Genomic DNA, 18,939 nt, shown 5'->3' with positions numbered 1-18,939 from the left:
AGCTGGCCGAATCACGTTGCGAGCCTTGCACATTCGCGCGCGCCCGGACCAATACCGATTCGGTGGGGAATAGATGCCCAACCGGCATCAACGGGCGCGGTCAGGGCGTGATGGACAGAGAGGCGAGGACCTCGCCGGCCCGCGCCACCTCGGTGCTCGGCTGCTTGACCTGCACCCACACCGGGCGGGCCAGCACGCGCACGGCTGACCGCCGGGCCGGCCGCGCCGTGCGTACTTTGTGTCGCTATGGCAGCACGAAGTACGCACGGCCACCGGCGGCACCAACGTCGCTACTCTCGCGCGAGTTCCGCCTCGTAGGCGGCGCGCAGGCGGGCGAAGACCGATTCGGTTCCGGCCGGCCGCGGGATGCCCAGGTGCTGCTCCCGCAACTCGTCCATGAACTCGTCCCACAGCTCGGGGCCGCCCCGTTCGAGCAGTTCGGCGCGGATGGCCAGCTCGCGCGTCACCGGCAGGTGGCGGCGTCCCCAGGCGCCGAGGTGCGCCATGACCGGGACGAGCTGGATGGCGGTCTCGGTGAGGCTGTAGATCACCTTCTGCTTGTGGCTCGGGTCGGCGGCCTTCGACACCAGTCCGTTCTCGACGAGGCGCTGCAGCCGCGACGCGAGGATGTTCGAGGCGATGCCTTCCTCGGAGTTGTTCAGCAGCTCGCGGAAGTGCCTGCGGTTGCCGAACATCATGTCCCGGATGACGACCAGCGACCACTTGTCGCCGAGCACCTCGACGGCGAGGTTGATCGGGCATCCGGATCGGCGCTCGTCCTTCACCGAAACCTCCTTCGATCAGAAACCGCTTGCACTCCGCATCTGGTTCTGCATATGGTCCCACTGCCGGTTGCAAAACGCAATCGGATAGGACGACGAACACTGGAGAACCCATGTCCAAGGTGGTTTGCGACATCACCGTTTCGGCCGACGGGTACGTCGCCGGGCCCGGCCAGAGCCACGACAAGCCCTTCGGCGACGGCCCGGTCGACCAGCTGCACCGCTGGATGTTCGAGACCGGCGACGAGAACAAGGCCGAGATGGACGCGGTCACCGCGGCCGGCGCCTACATCATGGGGCGCAACATGTTCGGGCCGATCCGCGGCGAGTGGGACCTGGACTGGACGGGTTGGTGGGGCGACGAACCGCCGTACCACGCCCCGGTCTTCGTGCTCACCCACCACGCGCGCGAGCCCCTGGCCATGGCCGGCGGCACCACCTTCACCTTCGTCACCGACGGCCTCGAATCCGCGCTCGACCAGGCCAAGAAGGCCGCGGGCGACCGCGATGTCGCGATCTCCGGCGGCGCGGCCACGATCAACCAGTACCTCGGCGCCGGGCTCATCGACGAGCTGCGCACCCACATCGCCCCCGTCACGCTCGGCGCCGGCGAGCGGCTGTTCGACGGCGTGCCCGCGCTGGACCTGGAACTGGTTTCGGCACGTCCTGCCTCGCTGGTCACGCACATCACCTACCGCGTCCGCCGCTGAACCGGGAACGCGAGTCGTGAGCGTTCCTGGTCGCCATAGCAGCCGAAAACACTCACGACCAGGCAACCGCGACCAGGTGGAGCGCGTCTTCGACGCAGAACGGGTACCCACTGCGAGCGGAGGCGTGATGACGGGAAGAGGCGCGGTTTTCGTGGCGGCGAGCGCGTTGGCGCTGCTGGGAACGGCGATGCCGGCGGCAGCCGAGCCGCCGACCGGGACCGTCCGCGGGCTGCACTACTTCGACCGCAACGCCGACGGCGTCCGGCAGCCCGGCGAACCGAGCGGCAGCAACGCGGTCGGGCTGTACCACCTGGACGGCAGCTGGGTGGCGACGGTCGGGACGAATCCCGATGCCACGTACGAGATTCCGGGCGTACCGCCCGGCCGGTACCGGGTCGGCATCAATCCGATCGGCTACGAGATGACCACGCCGGACGAGGTCGTCGTCGAGGTGCATCCCGGCGGCACCAGCACCGCCGACTTCGGCAAGCTCGGCAGCGACATCACCGGCGTCACCTGGCACGACCTCAACGCCGACGGGCAACGCCAGGCGGACGAGCCGCTGCTGCCCGGTATCCGGTTCTGGATCGGCAGGTGGGGCAGCGGCAGCGACGGCACCGGGCACTACGCGATGCCGAACCAGGGCACCAGCACCTACGTCCTGCGCTTCGTCCCGCCCGAGGGCATGGGATTCTCGCCGCGGCACGTCGGCGCACCGGAGACCGACTCCGACGCCGACCCGGCCGACGGCACCGCCATCGCCGTCGTCGCGCTGACCGACGGCAAGATCAACCAGATCCCGAACCTCGACATCGGGCTGGTCACGAAGTAGCCGGGTTCAGTTGGCGACCGCGATCGCCTTGCCCACCGAGCCCGGATCGGCGAGCTCGCGCAGCAGGCAGTCGGCGACGTTCGCCCGCGAGATCCGCTTGGCGCCGCGCACGTTCCGGTCGACCGCCGTCCGGTACCGGCCGGTGCGCGGGCCGTTGGTGAGCTGCGGCGGCCGGATGATCGTCCAGTCCAGCCCGCTGGCCCGGACGACCTCCTCCATGTGACCCATGTCCGTCCAGGGGTTCCGGAGGATGCGCCACAGGATCGGCTTGACCACGTGCTTGATCACCGGGCCGTCGCCATCGGAGAGCATGCCGCAGTTGCTGACCACGAGGAACCGGCGCGCACCGGCGGCGGCCATCGCGTCGAGGATGCTCCTGGTGCTGTCGGTCTGGATGGTGCTCGGCTTCAGGTCGCGCGAGCCGATCGCCGAGATCACCGCGTCCCGCCCGGCCACATGCGGCCGGATCGCGGCGGGGTCCATCACGTCGGCGGTCACCACGGTCAGCCCCGGGTGGTCGTGGGCGAGCCGCGCCGGGTCCCGCACCACGGCGGTGACCTCGTGCCCCGCCGCGCAGGCCTGTTCGAGCAGGTGCTTCCCGGTGCCGCCGGTCGCCCCGAAGATCGTGATCCGCATGTTCCGCACCCCATCGAGTTGGTGAGTGTTCACTAACCATTATGGTGGGTGAACACACACCAACTTGTCAACGAGAGGTGCGCCGTGGGAACTCGCGACCGGATGCTCGATGCCGCAGCGCACGTGATGCGCACCCGCGGCCTCGCCCGCGCCACCACCAAGGAGATCGCCAAGGAGGCCGGCTACTCGGAAGCCGCGCTGTACAAGCACTTCCGCGACAAGACCGACCTGTTCCTCGGCGTCCTGATGGAACGCGTGCCCAGCAACATCCACGAGCTGCTCGCCGCGCTGGACGAGCGCGCGGGACGCGGGTCCGTGCGGGAAACGCTGGAGGAGGTCGCGGCCGAAGCGATCGACTTCTACACCGACACGTTCCCGATCGCGGCGTCCCTGTTCTCCGAACCGGCCCTGCTGGCGGCCCACCGAACCGCGCTGCAGGAACGGAACATGGGGCCCAACGTGGTGCGCGAGAAGCTCGCGGCCTACCTCGCGGCCGAGCAGCGGGCGGGAGCGATCGACCGGCAAGCGAACCCGGCAGCCCTGGCGGCGCTCCTGCTCGGCGCCTGCCTCCAGTCGGCGTTCTTCACCCACTTCACCGACCAACCCAGCCCACCCCCGGCCGACCTGGTCGAAGCCCTCCTCACCGACCCGACCCCACGCCGGTGACCGACCCAACGGCCTGGAGTGTCAGAGGGCGGTGGGAAGGTTCGGTTCTTCGATTGGAGGGCATCGTGTCGGAAGTCCCAGTCAGCACTTCGCCTCGGTGGGCCGGCGGTGATCGGGCCGAGCCGCCGCGGACCGGCAACGAGCTGGAGACGCTCAGCGCTTTCCTGGATTGGCACCGGGAAACCCTGGCCCTGAAGTGCGCCGATGTGCCGGCCGCGCAGCTCTCCGCCCGGCTCGTCGAGCCTTCCGGGATTTCGCTGCACGGCCTGGTGCGGCACCTCGCCGGGGTCGAGCGGTGGTGGTTCCGCATCCAGTTCGCCCAGGAGGACGTGCCGATGCTGTACTACTCCGACGACGATCCGGACCAGGACTTCGACGACCTGGGCGGCGATTTCGCGGCCGCGCTGGAGACCTGGCGGGCGGAGTGCGCGAGGTCCCGCGAGATCGTCGCCGCGGCCGCCTCGCTGGACGACACCGGCATCCGCCACTCCACCGGCGAGCCGATCTCGCTGCGCTGGGTCATGTTCAACCTGCTGGCCGAGTACGCCCGCCACAACGGCCACGCCGACATGCTGCGCGAACGCATCGACGGCGCCACCGGCACGTGACCGCGGCGGCCGGATTCGGCGCGGTTTCAGCGGAAACCGCGCCGAACGGTCAGCTCTTCGCCAGCCACTCCAGGGCCGCCATGGTCATCGCCGTCACGCCGGTCGTCAGGGTCGGCTCGACGACCGGGGCGAAGAACGGCGAGTGGTTGGACGGGATGTCCCGGTTGAGGGTGCCCGCGTCCTTCGCCGCCAGCCACTTCTCCCGGTCGGTGCCGCCGAAGAACCAGTAGCAGGTCGGCACGCCCGCCGCGGTGCCGAAGAGGCCGACGTCCTCGCTGCCGACCACCGGCGGCAGTTCTTGCACCCGGTCATCGCCGAGCTCCTTGCGCAGCGCCGCCGTCGTCCGGCCGGTGACGTCGGGATCGTTCACCAGCACCGGGAAGTCCGTGAGCCGCTCGAACTCCGGCTCGCGCTCGGCCCCGGCGGCGATCGCCTCGGCGCGCACGATGCGCTGCACGGCCGCGATCACGTGTTCCCGGACCCGCTCGTCGAAGGAGCGGATGTTGACCCGCAGTTCGGCCTGGTCGGGGATGATGTTGTCCTTCGTGCCCGCCTTGATCGAGCCCACGGTGACCACCGCGGTATCGCTCGGGGCGACCTCCCGGGACACGACGGTTTGCAGGCGCATCACGGTCGCCGAGGCCATCACGACCGGGTCGATGGCGTTCTGCGGCTGGGAACCGTGCGCGCCGCGCCCGAACATGGTGACCTTCAGGCCGTCGGCGGCGGACATGCTGGGACCGCTGATCATGCCGACCGCACCCGCCTCGAACGGGAAGACGTGCTGGCCAAGGCACACGTCCGGCTTCGGGAAACGGTCGAGGAAGCCGTCGTCGATCATCGCCTGCGCACCGGCCCCGATCTCCTCCGCGGGCTGGAACACCGCGACGATCGTGCCCGCCCACCGGTCGCGGGCCGCGACCAGCAGGTCCAGCGCGCCGAGCTGGCAGGTGACGTGCATGTCGTGGCCGCAGGCGTGCATCACCGGGACGTCGTTGCCGTCCGGGTCGGTGCCGCGGCAGGTGCTGGCGTAGTCGAGGCCGGTCTGCTCCAGGACGGGCAGCGCGTCGAAGTCCGCGCGCAGCAGCACCGTCGGCCCGTCGCCGTTGCGGAGCACGCCGACCACGCCGGTGCGCCCCACCTCGGTGGTGACCTCCAGGCCCAGCGCTTCCAGCCGGCGTGCGACCTCGGCGGCCGTCCGGTGCTCGGCGAAGGACAGCTCCGGGTTCGCGTGCAGGTCCTTGTACAGCTCGGTGAGATCAGCCCGGATGTCGTCGAGTCGGCCCAACACGGCCTCAAGATCGCCCACAGCGCCCTCCGTTCGTCGGACCTCACGGTATGCGCGATCATCCGCCCGCACCACACCCGGCCGTCGGGTAGCCATAGCAACCCTGGACTTTCGGTGTTTCCGCTGCTCACTCCGGCCGTGCGTACTTTGTGTCGCCATAGCAGCACAAAACACGCACGGCCCCGGACCTGCATGAACGCCGCTCCGGGCACCCCTCAGCGGTGGGTGGGGAATTCGACGACCTGTTGGTACGTCGGACGGTTCTGCCAGTTGATCTTCTGCTGGCTGATGCCGCCGATCTTGGTCTGCAGGATGGCGTCCGCGCACCACTGGTCGCCGGGCTTGCAGTCCGCGTCACCGGGATAGGTGTCCGTCGCCGGGGTCTCCGCGGCCTGCCGCAGGGTGTCCAGCAGCATCTGCCGGCACGCCCCGGCGTCACCGCCGCCGCACAGCGGCTCGCCGAACCCGCCGGGCACCGGCTCGCCCAGCACCGCGCGGATGTCCTTGGACACCTGCCCGAACCAGCCGAACTGGAACGCCGAACCCTGGTGGCCCTGGCCGACGTGCAGGCCGGGCTCGCCGTTCTGCCAGCCCGATGGCGACTCGTTGATCTGCATCATGTCCGTCATCGCCCGGTAGGCGTCGGCGCCTACGGCCGGCTCGAACTCGCCGCGCACCAGCCGCGGCCACCACGCGTCGAGCAGCTCGATCGCCTCGGCGTGCGCGTACTCCTCGCTGCCCGGCGAGGTTTCCACCCGCTTGCCGCCGTCGACGAGCCACGCGCGCAGCCGGTCGACCAGCGCCGCGGTCTCCGGGTCGGTGACCGGTTGGCTGTCGATGAGCCGCAGCAGGTCCGGGAGCACCCGTTCGGCGCGCAGGTCGGTGACGCCCGCGTCGGCCATCGCCTGCGTCAGCGTGACGCGGCTGAACTTGCCGCCCGACGCGATGTGCTCGGCGACGCGGCGGTCGAGCAGGTCGCCCCGCTGCACCGCGCCCTTCTCCGCCTTGTCGCCCGCGGTGCCGGGCGCCTGCTTGTTGTTCCAGCTGATGTAGTAGTCCTGGTTGATCGAGTTCGGGTGCTCGTGGAACGGGGCGTAGGCCGCGGTGTTGTCCGCCGGGTTCCAGCCCTGCCACTCGAAATCCGGGTCGCCGGCGATCGGCATGCTCGGGTCGACGTCGGGCTTGCGCACCACGTTCGCCCCGGAGTTGAAGTACGCCGTGTCGGTGGCGTCGGCGTAGAACCAGTTGAACGTGTAGTTGATGTCGTGGGCGGCGCGCTGGAAATCCGCGGCCGAGGTGATCGCGCCCGGGTCGTTGAACTTCTGGAACCCGATGATCGAGTCGACCTCGTGCAGGAACGTCGAACGGGCCCGCGCGAACGCCACCGGCTGCCCGTCGACCGTCGCCCGGTGCGTCACCGGGCCGTAGCGGGTGCGGAAGGACACCAGGCGGTAGGAGCCCTGCGGGGTGTCGTCGCCGAGGTTCGGCTGCCAGGCGTTCTTGCGCTCGACGGTCTGCATCGCCAGGCATTCGCCGCGGAAGCGGTAGAAGTTCGAGTCCTTCGTGGCCGGGCGGCCGTCGGGTTCGCACAGCTCGACGGCGTAGGAATCGATCATGTCCTGCGATGCGGTGGTCGCGCTCCAGGCGTAGTCCTGGCCGCGGCCGAGCAGCGTGTAGAAGCTCAGCCCGGCGAAGGACGCGCCCTTCGACGAGATGCCGGGGCCCTGGAGTTCCTGCAGGGTCAGCAGCTGCGGCGAGAAGTAGCCGGTCTGCGGCCCGAAGACGGCCACCGGGTGGCCGCTCTCGGTGTGCGCGCCGGAGACGACGAGCGCGTTGGACATGCCGCGCGCCTGCCCCATGCCGCCGGGCACCACGCCGTCGTCGAAGATGCCGCGCAGGCTCTCCACCGGGTCGTCGGTGGCCGGTGGCGGGTTGCTCGATTCCGCCCGGGTGGCCGGTTCGGCGGCCTCGACGGCCGATCCGGTCGGGTCGAAGATCAGCTGCTGCGCGGACACCGAGCCGGGATCGGGCAGCACGACGCCGCGCGGGTCCGCCGGCGTTCCACCGTAGGGGAACGACTGTCCATCGTGGATGGTGCTGATCGCTTCTGGATCGTTCTCGACGCGGAAGGCCGCCCAGATCTGCTCACCGCGCTCCGGACCGAACCGCTCGTGCAGCGACATCCGCGCGACGGCGTTCTGCACCTCGTTGCCACCGCCACCGCCGAACTGGGCGCCGACCAGCGACGCCAGCACGACCAGGTCCGTGAGCCTGAACTGCTCGATCCGCCCGGCGTTGGTGATCGGGTCGACGTGCCCGGTGGCGACGTACTCACCGGGGAAATAGCGCCCGTTGTAGGACTTCTCGATGTACTCGTTGATACCGTCCACATAGGACTTCGCGTCTTCGAGGGCCTGGCGCCCGCGCTCGCCGTACCGCGCGACGGTGTCGATCTGCTGCTGCAGCTCCTGCTCGGTGTACGGCGAGACGGTGAAGAACTGCTGCTCCAGCTGGCGGTTGGCCGGCGCACCACCGGCGAACGGCGTCACCTCGCCGCGCCCCGCTCGGCGCATCGCGTCCATCAGGAACAGCTTGTCCTCGGCGGTCGCGTAGCCCGCGCCGTAGGCCGTGCCGGATCGCGTGGTGCCGTAGATGTGCGGGATCCCGGCGGTCTTGTCCCGGACGATGGTGACATCCTCGCGCGGCCGGTAGGTCCGCTCGACGTCATCGGGCCGCACACCGAAGGAGTTGTCGTTGAAGAAGTCGTCGATGGTTCCCGTCGTCAGCTCGCGGTAACCGCCGGCGAGGCGGTCGTACTTGGCGAGCTGGTCGTCGGAGTGCGGCGGCCGGGTACCCAGCAGCATGTGCGCGACGAGCTCGGCGAAGGTCGCGTTGCCGTTCTGGCCGGGCGGCAGGATGTGGTGGCACTGCTCCCGGCAGTAGTCCGGGGCGGGGTCCGGGATCGGCTCGGCGGTCGAAGCCGGCGCGAGCACCAGGGAACCGACGACTGCCGCGGCGCTGAGCGCGGCCAGGCAGCGCGAACGTCGCGGCATGCCAGGTCCTCTCGGTCGGTCATCGCCGAGTCCGGACGCTAGCCACCCCGAAGCAAAACCGAAAGCCTTTCACGTTCGCTCGACCCGAACGGCCCAGCACGAAACCCCGGGAGCACCAACGACAACCGGTGACACCCGGCACCGACCAGCACCGACCGGAACCGACCGCAGGACCCTGTGGACAACTCCCCCGACCTGTGGACAACTCCCGCAATTTCAATGGAAATCGGACCTCTGATTTCCATTGAAATTGCGTCAGGATGCCTTGGCGGTGGCGACCTCGCCGCTCTTCCACTTGGCGTTCTCCAGCTCCAGGGCCGTCCACAGCAGGTTCAGCGGGTGCTCGGCGTAGTAGCCCTGCCGCTCCCCGCGGCGCGTGAAGGCGCCCACCAGCACCTGCATCTTCGGGCCGACGTCGTTGATCAGCTCGATGGTGCGCAGGCCCTGACCTTCGGGCAGCCGCCCGTCACCGGCCGCCTCGCCCACGCCCTGCGTCACGATCATGCAGCCGTGCAACAGTTCCGAGCGCAGCAGGTCGAACCCGTAGCGGACGTCGTCGATCTCGGCGGCGATGTCGAGCTTGTCCCGGAAGTCGGTGCCGAACCACCCGTGCAGGAACCCGGAGATCAGCCCGCTCGCCGGAACCACCAGCGGCACCGCGTGGAGTTCACTCGCGCGCAACGCGCGGTTCGGCAACTGTTCTCCGGATAAGTTGGTGACCAGGCTCAGCCCGCTGCGCCGCCACTCCATCACGTCGAATTCGGCCAGCACGGCGTCGTCCTCGGACACCAGCGCGCTGCCGCAGACGAGGTCCGCCTGCTTCGTCCGCAACGCATCCAACAACTCGCGGGTCCGCAAGTGCGTGACGCGCAAATCGATTCCACGATCCTGGAATTCCTCGGCGACGTGTTCACCCGCATTGGCAAGGAAACCGAGAGTGAAGCGAGTGGTGCCGACAGTAACCGTTTCGCCACGAAGTCGTCGCGTTTCGCGGACCCCGTCGAGCCAATCGCCCAAGGTGTCCCGCGCGATCTCCACGAACGCTTCGCCGGAGGCGGTGAACAGCACCTTCTTCCCGCGCCCCTGCTTGACGACGAGCGGTTCTCCGCACAGCTGCGTGAAGTTCCGGTTCAAGGTGTCCAGCTGCTTCTGCACGCTGGACTGCTCGCGCCCGAGCGAACGCGCTGCTGCCAGCGCCGTTCCCAACTCGTGCACCAGGACCAGCGTCCGCATCTGGTCCATTGTGGTGTCCAGCAAAGCGGACGGTGATTGCAGCAGGCGGCTGCGCAGGTCGGTCGCGGGCAGGCTGGCGGTTCCGGCTAACGGCACGGCATGCGTCCCTCTCTCTATCCCTTTCCCGCGCCGGAGTGTAGTGCGCCGAACTGATCTGCGTGCCAGAACTAATGATCTGCGGAATTTTTCCGGAAAGTGCTGGAATCCGTTGCGGCGCGGTGTAATGATCTGCCTCGCCCCAACAGCGGTCCTTCGACGACCGCCCGGTTCGGTTCGCACCGACCGGTCAGCTCGGGGCAATTCGCACGGACGCGGGCCCTGCGGTGGCGTGAGCACCGCAACCCGCTTGGAGAGGATTCGCGAAGCACCATGCGCATCACCACCGCTGCGCCCTGTCCGGGCGCGGCGTCGGACGAGGCTCGTTTCAGCAGCGCGTGGGCTCGCGCTGCGCGGAATCGCGTCGGACAGCGGGAGCGACGCGCGGTGGTCGACACGGCTACCGGCTCCCCAGACGGATGCTCCGCCCGGAAACGGGTCACGACCACCCGGCGGCACCGCAGCCGCCGGCCGAGGTGATCGCGCCCCGCGGCCCCCCCACCGACCCCCCTTTCATGAACCCTGGCAAGGAGAAACAGCCGTGACGTACTCCCAGACCGCTCCCCCGGCGGGCGGCCCCGTCCAGACCGCGTTGAAGAAGCCCGCCACGCTGCTGGCGCTGGTGGTCATCTCCGGAATCTCGGCGTTATCCGGCCTGATCGGCGCGATCTACCTGTTCGCAGGCGGCCGCGACGTCGCCGACGCCTACGCGACCGACGTCGCCCTCGCCAACCCCTCGCTCCTCGACCTGGACGTGGTCATGGAGACCATGGGCACCGACAACCCCCAGGAAGCCATCGATCTCGCCAAGTCCGTTGACCAGTGGGACTCGGTGGTCTCGCTCGCGCACGCCGGGCTGATCTTCAAGGCGTTCCTGCTGATCGTCTTCGCCGCGCCGCTGCTGCTGTTCACCCTGTTCGCGATCAAGGGTTCGACCTGGTCGCGCGTGCTGGTCACCATCTTCGCGATCCTGTCGCTGATCGGCGGCCTGGCGGCGGCGTTCGACGACGGCGGCCCGGCGCTGCTGAACGCCACGGGCTACATCGGCCTGGCGACCGCGGTGATCGCGGTCGTGCTGTGCTGGCTGCCGGCCAACAACCGCTACGCGAAGGCGCGCAAGCTGGCGGCCTGATCTGGAATCAGCAGCGTCGCACTGGGGGTCGGCGCAGCGGAATTCCACGAAAGACGGCGACCCGGCACCGAGGGGGTTCGGTGCCGGGTCGCCGTCTTTCTCGTGTCAGAACCCGTTAGCGCAGTTGGAATCGATCTTGCCTTTGAAGCGGAGCAGCCACGCAGAACGAGCCTGGAAACAGGCCCTCAGGCCGACTTGAGCTGCTGGCGCTGGCGGCCGAGACCCTCGATCTCCAGCTCCATCACGTCGCCCGCGGCCAGGTACGGGAACTTCCCGGACAGCGCCACGCCTTCCGGCGTGCCGGTGTTGACCAGGTCGCCCGGCTCCAGCGTCAGGTACTGCGAGAGGTGCCGGATGATCTCCGCCACGCCGAAGATCATGTCCGACGTGCTGGAGTCCTGCCGCGCCTCGCCGTTGACGAACGTCCGCAGCCGCAGCGCCTGCGGATCGGCGATCTCGTCGGCCGGGACCAGCCACGGGCCGACCGGGTTGAAGGTCTCGCAGCACTTGCCCTTGGACCACTGCCCGCCGGAGTGGTCCTTCTGGAACGCCCGCTCGGACACGTCGTTGGACACCACGAACCCGGCGATGCTGGCGAGCGCCTCCTCAGCGCTGTCCAGGTAGCGGGCCCGGCGGCCGATCACGATGCCCAGCTCCACCTCCCAGTCGGTCTGCTCGGCGCCGCGCGGGATCAGCACCTCGTCGTACGGCCCGACGACCGTGTTCGGGTGCTTGAAGAACAGGATCGGCACCTCCGGCGGGGCCGAGCCGGACTCGGCGGCGTGCGCGGCGTAGTTCTGGCCGATGCACAGCACCGCCATCGGCCGCGCGATCGGCGCGCCGACCCGCAGGCCGGTGCCGTCACCGGGGTCGTCGACCGCCGGGAGTTCGCCGGCGGCCAACGCCGCGCGGGCCCGCTGGATGCCGTCGCCGGCCAGGAAGTCCCCGTCGATGTCGTCGGTGATCGGGCTCAATTCGAACACCCGGCCCTGGTCGTCCGCCACGTGCGGGCGCTCGGCCCCCACCGGACCCAACCTCAGAAACTTCATCTCTCTCCTTCGAAATGCGCGTGGCGGTCGTGCTGTGCCACGCAACTTCCTTCGGTCCTGCCGCAGCGTCCGGGCGGCCGGGTGGGGCGCAGGGCGCCCCGAGCCCATCGGCACGGCAGCCCTCAGACTTTCCACGGAACCGGTCCAGAAGGCAATACCCCACGGGCAGGCATGCGTCTTCACATACCAGAAGAGACTTCGGTGTCCTGAAAATTTGATCAGGGACGCGAGCGCTCCGTCAAGGCCGCTCGCGGAGCGCGCGGGTCACCGCGCCCAGCCCGGTCGCGATGGCGCGCAGCTGGTCGCGGCTGAGCACATCGATGAGGTTCGCCCGGACCAGCTCGACGTGGCCGGGCGCGGCCTCGCTCAGCTTCTCCCGGCCGGCGTCGGTGAGCCCGGCGATGACGCCGCGGTCGTCGGTGTCACAGGTCCGGCGGCGCACCAGATCCGCCTTCTCCAGCTGTGTGACCTGGTACGTCAGGCCGCTCTTCGACGTCACCACCCGCTGGGCGAGCTCGGTCATGCGCATCTCGCCGTCGGGCTCGGCGGCGAGCCGGACCAGGATCTCGTACTGCGGGTGCGACAGCCCGGCCTGCTCGCGCAGCTGCTGCTCGACCCGCCGGGCGACCAGGTTGCTCGCCTCCAGGAAGGCGTTCCAGGCGGCCATCTCCTCGGCATCCAGCCAGCGCGGTTCCGTCATGCCCACCAGCCTAGCTTGTTCAAATTCGAACAACAGCGTATGTTCGGGGTGTAGTTCAAATTCGAACGAGGAGGCTCGCCATGACCGCTCCGGCGACGGGCCGGATGCCCGCCCTCTACCTCAGCCACGGCGCCCCGCCGCTGGCCGACGACCCGCAGTGGCCCGGGCAGCTCGCCGCCTGGTCGCGCGATCTGCCGAAGCCGAAGGCCATCCTGATCATCTCGGCGCACTGGGAGGAGGCCCCGCTGGCGATCGGCGCCACGACGACCGTGCCGCTGGTGTACGACTTCTGGGGCTTCCCCGAGCACTACTACTCGGTCCAATACGCCGCGCCCGGCGCCCCGGAACTCGCCGCGCGGGTGCGCTCACTGCTGCGCGGCCCGGACACCCCGGTGCAGGACTTCCCGGAGCGCGGGCTCGACCACGGCGCCTACGTGCCGCTGAAGGAGATGTACCCCGACGCCGACGTGCCGGTGCTGCAGATCTCCATGCCGACGCTGGAGCCGGAGCGCCTGATGCGCATCGGCCAGGCGCTCGAGCCGCTGCGCGACGAAGGCGTGCTCATCGTGGGCAGCGGCTTCTTCACCCACAACCTCGCGGCGCTGCGCGCCGAGACCACCCCGAGCTGGTCGACGGAGTTCGACGACTGGGGCAAGCGGGCACTGGAGGCCCGCGACGTCGACGCGCTGCTCGACTTCGAGCGCAAGGCCCCGGCGGGCCGCCTGGCGCACCCGCGCACGGAGCACTTCGCCCCGCTGTTCGTCACGCTGGGCGCCGCCGGCTCGGACCTCGACCGGCAGAAGATCGCCATCGACGGCTTCTGGTGGGGCCTGGCCAAGCGCTCCGTCCAGTTCGGCTCGTGAGGCGGCGATTTCGCGCGAAATCGCCGCTCCCCACGCGTGCCGGATGGCGTTTTCGCGCGAAAACGCCATCCTTCCGGAGCCTCGGAGATGCCGGCTCGCGAAGCCTGATCAGCGGCGGAGCTGCTGCTCCACGGAGGAGACCACAGTGGACAGCGGGGCGCGGGTCTCGTCGGTCCAGTCCGGCCCGCAGCGCGGCGTCGGCGCGGAGACCGACATGGCCGCCACCACCGCGCCGGAGTGGTCGTGGATCGGCATCGCGACGCAGCGGCAGCCGATGATGTACTCCTCGTCGTCGACGGCGTAACCGCGGACGCGGGCCTGCTCCACCTCGGCCAGCAGCTCGGCCGGCTCGGTGACGGTGTTCTCCGTGAAGCGCTCCAGCTGCACGCCGCGGTACCGGCGCTCCAGCTCGTCGCCCGGCAGCCCGGCCAGCAACGCCTTCCCCAGCCCGACGGCGTGCGCGGGCAGCCGCATGCCGACCGCGGACACCAGCTTCATCGGCTGCGGTGACTCGGCGATGGCGATGTAGACGTTCTCGGTGCCGTCCAGCCGGGACAGCTGCACCGTCTCGCCCGTCTGCTGCGCGAGCTGCTCCATCAGTGGCAGCGCCAGGCCGACGATGTCGCGGTGCCCGGTGTAGCCCTGGCCGACGGTCCACGCCTTCAACCCGAGCCCGTAGGTGCGGGTGGTCTGGTCGAACTCGGCGAAGCCGCGGTGCACCAGGGTGCCGAGCAGGCCGTGCACGCTGGACAGCGGCAGCTTGAGGATTTCGGCGATGTCGCTGAGCCGGTGCCGGCCGCGGGAGAGCAGCTCCAGGATCACCAGCGCGCGGTCGGCGGACTTGACCACGTTCTGCCCACTGCCCGCCTGTTCAGCGGTGGCCGATTCCGCCTTCACGCCGAGTTTCCTCCTGCTCCGTTGCCGCCGCGCTGACCCCCGCACGACCTACTGAACAGTACAGCGGGCGAGCCGGGACCGCGCAGCTCGTCCAAGCGACCCAACTGCGCTGCTCCGGCGGGCCTGCGAGCACTTTCGGACTCCGGAACATCCCGCCCGCCGAGGGCACCCGGCCCGCGGCAGGCGGCGCGGGAGCGGGATGGCGGTTTCGCGCGAAACCGCCGCCTCCCCTACGAGGCCTCGGCGAGGGCGGTGGCGATCGCGGTGGCCAGCTCGATGTTGTTCCGGTAGACCGCGATGTTGACCGCCAGGCTGCGCCCGCCGGTGGCGCTGCGGATCCGGTCGAGCAGGAACGGCGTGATGTCGTGGCCGCCGACGCCCTGCCGCCGGGCTTCCTCCCACGCCTCGGCCAGCGCCCGGTCGTGCAGGGCCGGGTCGAGCTGCTCGTCCGCCGGAACCGGGTTGGCCACCAGGACCGCCGAGCGCAGGCCCAGCTCATCCCTGGCCGCCACCGCCGCCGCGACCTCTTCCGGCGTGTCGGCCGAGTACTCGATCTCGTGGCCGGAATCGGCGACGTAGAAGCCCGGGAAGCGCGACGTCCGGTAGCCGAGCACCGGGATGTTCAGCGTCTCCAGCCGTTCCAGCGTTGCTGCGACGTCCAAAATGGACTTCACCCCGGCGCTGACCACGACCAGCGGCGTGGCGGCCAGGGTCACCAGGTCGGCCGACTCGTCGAAGCTCGTCGCCGCGCCGTGGTGCACCCCGCCGAGCCCGCCGGTGGCGAACACGCGGATACCCGCGCGGTGCGCCAGGAACGACGTCGCCGCGACGGTGGTCCCGGCGTTGCGGCGCTTCGCCGCCGCGACGGGCAGGTCCCGAACGCTCGCCTTAGCCGCTGCGCGGTCGCCGGCCAGCCGGTCGAGCTGCGCGCCGGTCAGGCCGACCGTCGCGACTCCGTCGACGACGCCGATCGTCGCGGGCACCACCCCGGCCTCGCGGATCTGCCGCTCGGCGGCCCGCGCCACCTCGCCGTTGTCCGGGCGCGGCAGCCCGTGGGTGATGATCGTCGATTCCAGCGCCACGACCGGCCGCCCCTCGGCGACGGCCCGCCGGACCTCGTCGGACACCACCGGCAGCGACATCGCACCCTCCAGCCGTCTCGCGGGAGCTTTCCCCCGGTCCGCGGCCGGGGAAGGTGTGAGCATATAGGGATGCAGCAGCCTGAAACGCCGTTTCGGCCGGTCGAGCCCTCGATCGAACTGCCCGCAATGGAGCGGCGCATCATCGAGTGGTGGCGCGACCGCGAGGTGTTCGAGCGCAGCCTCGCTCAGTCCGCCGGCGGTCCGCGCTGGGTGTTCTACGAGGGTCCGCCGACGGCGAACGGGACGCCCGGCACGCACCACGTCGAGGCGCGGGCGTTCAAGGACGTCTTCCCGCGGTTCAAGACGATGAAGGGCTGCTCCGTGCCGCGCCGCGCGGGCTGGGACTGCCACGGGCTGCCGGTGGAGCTGGCCGTCGAGAAGGAGCTCGGCATCAGCGGCAAGCGGGACATCGAGCGCATCGGCATCGCCGAGTTCAACGCCCGCTGCCGGGAGTCGGTGCAGCGCTACGTCGGCGAGTTCGAGGCCGTGACGCGGCGGATGGGCTACTGGATCGACCTGTCCGAGGCCTACTGGACGATGTCGCCGGGCTACGTGGACAGCGCGTGGTGGGCGCTGAAGCAGATCTTCGACGCGGGGCTGCTGGTCGAGGACTACCGGGTGGCGCCGTACTGCCCGCGCGACGAGACGACGCTGTCCGACCACGAGGTGGCGCAGGGCTACGAGAACGTGCACGACCCCTCGGCCTACGTGCGGTTCCCGGTCGACGGCCCGGTCGCCGGGCACCGGAACGCCGACCTGCTGATCTGGACGACCACGCCGTGGACGCTGGTGTCCAACACCGCGGTCGCGGTGCACCCGGAGGTCGACTACCAGGTGGTGCGCACCGTGCGCGGCACCTTCGTGGTGGCCGCGCCGCTGGTCGAGGCGGTGCTGGGCGCGGACGGCGAGGTGCTCGCGACGCTGCGGGGCACCGAGCTGGCCGGGCTGCGGTACCGGCGGCCGTTCGACCTGGTCGACATCCCGGACGCGCACCGCGTGGTGCTCGCCGAGTACGTGTCCACGGAGGACGGCACCGGCCTGGTGCACCAGGCGCCCGCCTTCGGCGCCGACGACCTGGCCGTCTGCCGCGAGAACGACCTGCCGGTGGTGAACCCGGTCGGCGGCGACGGCCGGTTCGCCGCCGAGGTCCCGCTGGTCGGCGGGATGTTCTTCAAGGAGGCCGACGCGGTGCTGGTCGAAGACCTCCAGCACCGGGATCTGCTGTTCCGCTACAGCACTTTCGAGCACCCGTACCCGCACTGCTGGCGCTGCCACACGCCGCTGATGTACTACGCGCAGCTGGCCTGGTACATCCGCACCACGGCGATCCGGGAAGCGCTGCAGCGGGAGAACGAGCGCACGAACTGGTTCCCGCCGAACGTCAAGCACGGCCGCTACGGGAACTGGCTGGACAACAACGTCGACTGGGCGCTGTCGCGCAGCCGCTACTGGGGCACGCCGCTGCCGCTGTGGCGGTGCCCGGAGGGTCACGTCACGGCGATCGGTTCCCGCGCCGAGCTCGGCGGGCTGACCGGCCAGGACTTCGCGGACCTCGACCCGCACCGCCCCTACCTGGACGAGATCGAGTTCCCCTGCCCGGCCTGCCGGCGCTCCGCGGCGCGGGTTCCCGAGGTCGTCGACGCGTGGTTCGACTCGGGCTCGATGCCCTTCGCGCAGCTCGGTTATCCGCACGCGCCCGGCAGCGTCGCGGAGCTGGCGAGGACCTATCCGGCGCAGTACATCTGCGAGGCGATCGACCAGACCCGCGGCTGGTTCTACACCCTGATGGCGGTCGGCACGCTGCTGTTCGACCGCTCCGCGTACGAGAACGTCGTGTGCCTGGGGCATATCATGGCCGAGGACGGCCGGAAGATGAGCAAACACCTCGGCAACGTGCTGGAACCGCTGCCGCTGATGGAGGCGCACGGCGCCGACGCCCTGCGGTGGTTCATGCTCTGCACGGGTTCGCCCTGGTCGGCGCGGCGGGTGGGACACGGGCCGCTGCAGGAGATCGTCCGCAAGGTGCTCATGACGTACTGGAACACCGCGTCGTTCTTCAGCCGCTACGCCTCGCTCGTCGACTGGATCCCGGCGGACGCCGATCCGCCAGCCGGGCGCCCGGCCCTGGACCGCTGGGTGCTCGCGCGGGTCAACCGGCTGGCCGACGAGGTCGACGCGCGGCTGGAGGATTACGACACCGCGGGCGCCGGGCGGGCGCTGGCGGAGTTCGTCGATGACCTGTCGAACTGGTACGTCCGCCGCTCGCGGCAGCGCTTCTGGGACGGCGACCGCAACGCCCTGCGCACCCTGTACGACTGCCTGGACGTGCTGACCAGGCTGCTCGCGCCGTTCGTGCCGTTCATCACCGAGCAGGTGTGGCAGGACGTCGTCCGCCCGGGCCGGCCGGGCGCGCCGGAATCGGTGCACCTCGCCACCTGGCCGGAACCGGATCCCGCGCTGGTCGACGACGTCCTGCTGTCCGAAGTGGACGTCGAGCGCCGGCTGGCCGAGGCGGGCCGCGCGGCGCGCAAGAGCAGCGGCATCAAGGTGCGCCAGCCGCTGGGCCGCGCGCTGGTCAGCGCCGCGCTGCCGGCGGAGCTGCTCGCCGACCTGGCCGACGAGCTCAACGTGCGGCACATCGAGCCGCTCGGCGGCGCCGGTGAGGTGCTGGACGTGTCGGTGAAGCCGAACTTCCGCGCCCTGGGCAGGCGGTTCGGCAACCGCACGCAGCAGGCCGCGGCGGCCGTCGGCGCCGCCGATCCGGGCGAGCTGGCCCGGGAGCTGCGCGCGACGGGCCGGGCGACGATCGAGGTCGAGGGGCAGGCCGAACCGGTCACCGGCGACGACGTGATCATCAGCGAGGTGCCGCGCACCGGCTGGGTGGTGGAATCGCAGCGCGAGGTGACCATCGCGCTGGACACCGCGATCACGCCGGAGCTCAGGCGCGCGGGGCTGGCCCGCGAGGCGATCCGCTTCGTGCAGGACTGCCGCAAGCGGGACGGGCTCGACATCACCGACCGGATCGCGTTGCGCTGGCGGGCGACCGGCGAGCTGCGCGAGGCGCTGCAGGCCCATGCCGGGGAGATCGCCGCCGCAGTGCTGGCCGTCGAAATCGGCGAAACCCCCGCTCCCGCCGGGGATTTCGCCGAGCACTCCGACGCCGAGCTCGGCCTGTCGGTCTGGCTGCGCAAGGCCGATCCCGAGTAGCGAGCCGTGGGCGGCGCACCGCCCACGGCTCGTCCACTGCTGGTC

The 18,939-nt window shown here is 70.4% G+C and carries 16 protein-coding genes; 7 read left to right on the top strand and 9 right to left on the bottom strand.

The window, feature by feature from the left end:
• Positions 1–290 precede the first annotated feature (290 nt).
• Positions 291–785, bottom strand: a complete 495-nt coding sequence (locus tag E1288_RS07415; RefSeq protein ID WP_132482568.1) for a winged helix-turn-helix transcriptional regulator — start codon at positions 783–785, stop codon at positions 291–293.
• 110 nt (positions 786–895) lie between these two features.
• Here E1288_RS07415 and E1288_RS07410 point away from each other — a divergent pair, with 110 nt between their 5' ends.
• A complete protein-coding gene (locus tag E1288_RS07410; RefSeq protein WP_132482566.1) occupies positions 896–1,492 on the top strand; it encodes a dihydrofolate reductase family protein in 597 nt (198 codons plus the stop codon).
• A gap of 127 nt (positions 1,493–1,619) precedes the next feature.
• A complete protein-coding gene (locus tag E1288_RS07405) occupies positions 1,620–2,324 on the top strand; it encodes an SdrD B-like domain-containing protein (RefSeq protein ID WP_165968024.1) in 705 nt (234 codons plus the stop codon).
• 6 nt (positions 2,325–2,330) lie between these two features.
• On the opposite strand, the gene E1288_RS07400 is transcribed toward E1288_RS07405, so the two are convergent.
• Positions 2,331–2,960: an NAD(P)-dependent oxidoreductase gene (locus E1288_RS07400; protein WP_132482564.1), complete on the bottom strand. Its 630-nt coding sequence runs from the start codon at positions 2,958–2,960 to the stop codon at positions 2,331–2,333.
• A gap of 84 nt (positions 2,961–3,044) precedes the next feature.
• Between E1288_RS07400 and E1288_RS07395 the strand changes: the two genes are divergently transcribed.
• A complete protein-coding gene (locus E1288_RS07395; RefSeq protein ID WP_207954228.1) occupies positions 3,045–3,626 on the top strand; it encodes a TetR/AcrR family transcriptional regulator in 582 nt (193 codons plus the stop codon).
• 65 nt (positions 3,627–3,691) lie between these two features.
• A complete protein-coding gene (locus tag E1288_RS07390; protein WP_132482562.1) occupies positions 3,692–4,234 on the top strand; it encodes a DinB family protein in 543 nt (180 codons plus the stop codon).
• A gap of 49 nt (positions 4,235–4,283) precedes the next feature.
• Here the strand turns inward: E1288_RS07390 and E1288_RS07385 are convergent, their stop codons facing one another.
• The 3 genes from E1288_RS07385 to E1288_RS07375 form a co-directional block, all read right to left on the bottom strand.
• Positions 4,284–5,543, bottom strand: coding sequence for a M20 family metallopeptidase (locus E1288_RS07385; protein WP_132482560.1), 1,260 nt, complete (start codon positions 5,541–5,543; stop codon positions 4,284–4,286).
• A 194-nt stretch (positions 5,544–5,737) separates the two neighbouring features.
• Positions 5,738–8,575 carry a penicillin acylase family protein gene (locus E1288_RS07380; RefSeq protein WP_132482558.1) on the bottom strand — a complete coding sequence of 946 codons (2,838 nt, stop codon included), beginning with the start codon at positions 8,573–8,575 and terminating at the stop codon, positions 5,738–5,740.
• A 255-nt stretch (positions 8,576–8,830) separates the two neighbouring features.
• Positions 8,831–9,904, bottom strand: a complete 1,074-nt coding sequence (locus E1288_RS07375) for a LysR family transcriptional regulator (protein ID WP_132482556.1) — start codon at positions 9,902–9,904, stop codon at positions 8,831–8,833.
• Between the two features lie 541 nt (positions 9,905–10,445).
• Between E1288_RS07375 and E1288_RS07370 the strand changes: the two genes are divergently transcribed.
• Positions 10,446–11,036, top strand: a complete 591-nt coding sequence (locus tag E1288_RS07370) for a hypothetical protein (RefSeq protein WP_132482554.1) — start codon at positions 10,446–10,448, stop codon at positions 11,034–11,036.
• A 185-nt stretch (positions 11,037–11,221) separates the two neighbouring features.
• On the opposite strand, the gene E1288_RS07365 is transcribed toward E1288_RS07370, so the two are convergent.
• Both E1288_RS07365 and E1288_RS07360 read right to left on the bottom strand, forming a co-directional pair.
• Entirely contained in the window at positions 11,222–12,085 is an 864-nt protein-coding gene (locus E1288_RS07365; RefSeq protein WP_132482552.1) for a fumarylacetoacetate hydrolase family protein, read from the bottom strand.
• 238 nt (positions 12,086–12,323) lie between these two features.
• The gene (locus tag E1288_RS07360; RefSeq protein WP_132482550.1) at positions 12,324–12,785 is read right to left on the bottom strand and encodes a MarR family winged helix-turn-helix transcriptional regulator; all 462 of its coding nucleotides are present in this window, start codon (positions 12,783–12,785) and stop codon (positions 12,324–12,326) included.
• Between the two features lie 80 nt (positions 12,786–12,865).
• On the opposite strand from E1288_RS07360, the gene E1288_RS07355 reads away from it, so the two are divergent.
• Positions 12,866–13,648: a dioxygenase family protein gene (locus E1288_RS07355; protein WP_132482548.1), complete on the top strand. Its 783-nt coding sequence runs from the start codon at positions 12,866–12,868 to the stop codon at positions 13,646–13,648.
• A gap of 108 nt (positions 13,649–13,756) precedes the next feature.
• Here the strand turns inward: E1288_RS07355 and E1288_RS07350 are convergent, their stop codons facing one another.
• The gene (locus E1288_RS07350) at positions 13,757–14,545 is read right to left on the bottom strand and encodes an IclR family transcriptional regulator (RefSeq protein WP_132482546.1); all 789 of its coding nucleotides are present in this window, start codon (positions 14,543–14,545) and stop codon (positions 13,757–13,759) included.
• 230 nt (positions 14,546–14,775) lie between these two features.
• Positions 14,776–15,687, bottom strand: a complete 912-nt coding sequence (locus tag E1288_RS07345; protein WP_132482544.1) for a pseudouridine-5'-phosphate glycosidase — start codon at positions 15,685–15,687, stop codon at positions 14,776–14,778.
• A 69-nt stretch (positions 15,688–15,756) separates the two neighbouring features.
• On the opposite strand from E1288_RS07345, the gene ileS reads away from it, so the two are divergent.
• A complete protein-coding gene (gene ileS, locus E1288_RS07340) occupies positions 15,757–18,894 on the top strand; it encodes an isoleucine--tRNA ligase (protein WP_132482542.1) in 3,138 nt (1,045 codons plus the stop codon).
• Positions 18,895–18,939: the final 45 nt, after the last annotated feature.

The organism is Saccharopolyspora elongata (assembly GCF_004348985.1).
GTDB lineage: Bacteria > Actinomycetota > Actinomycetes > Mycobacteriales > Pseudonocardiaceae > Saccharopolyspora > Saccharopolyspora elongata.
The sequence above is the reverse complement of the archived record's forward strand: the minus strand, read 5'-3'. Positions and strand labels throughout refer to the sequence as shown.

Bases quoted from the DNA above. Each gene is read 5' to 3' on its own strand.
- E1288_RS07410 (WP_132482566.1), top strand. From the start codon at position 896: ATGTCCAAGGTGGTTTGCGACATCACCGTTTCGGCCGACGGGTACGTC.
- E1288_RS07405 (WP_165968024.1), top strand. From the start codon at position 1,620: ATGACGGGAAGAGGCGCGGTTTTCGTGGCGGCGAGCGCGTTGGCGCTG.
- E1288_RS07400 (WP_132482564.1), bottom strand. From the start codon at position 2,960: ATGCGGATCACGATCTTCGGGGCGACCGGCGGCACCGGGAAGCACCTG.
- E1288_RS07380 (WP_132482558.1), bottom strand. From the start codon at position 8,575: ATGCCGCGACGTTCGCGCTGCCTGGCCGCGCTCAGCGCCGCGGCAGTC.
- E1288_RS07365 (WP_132482552.1), bottom strand. From the start codon at position 12,085: ATGAAGTTTCTGAGGTTGGGTCCGGTGGGGGCCGAGCGCCCGCACGTG.
- E1288_RS07360 (WP_132482550.1), bottom strand. From the start codon at position 12,785: ATGACGGAACCGCGCTGGCTGGATGCCGAGGAGATGGCCGCCTGGAAC.
- E1288_RS07355 (WP_132482548.1), top strand. From the start codon at position 12,866: ATGACCGCTCCGGCGACGGGCCGGATGCCCGCCCTCTACCTCAGCCAC.
- E1288_RS07345 (WP_132482544.1), bottom strand. From the start codon at position 15,687: ATGTCGCTGCCGGTGGTGTCCGACGAGGTCCGGCGGGCCGTCGCCGAG.
- ileS (WP_132482542.1), top strand. From the start codon at position 15,757: ATGCAGCAGCCTGAAACGCCGTTTCGGCCGGTCGAGCCCTCGATCGAA.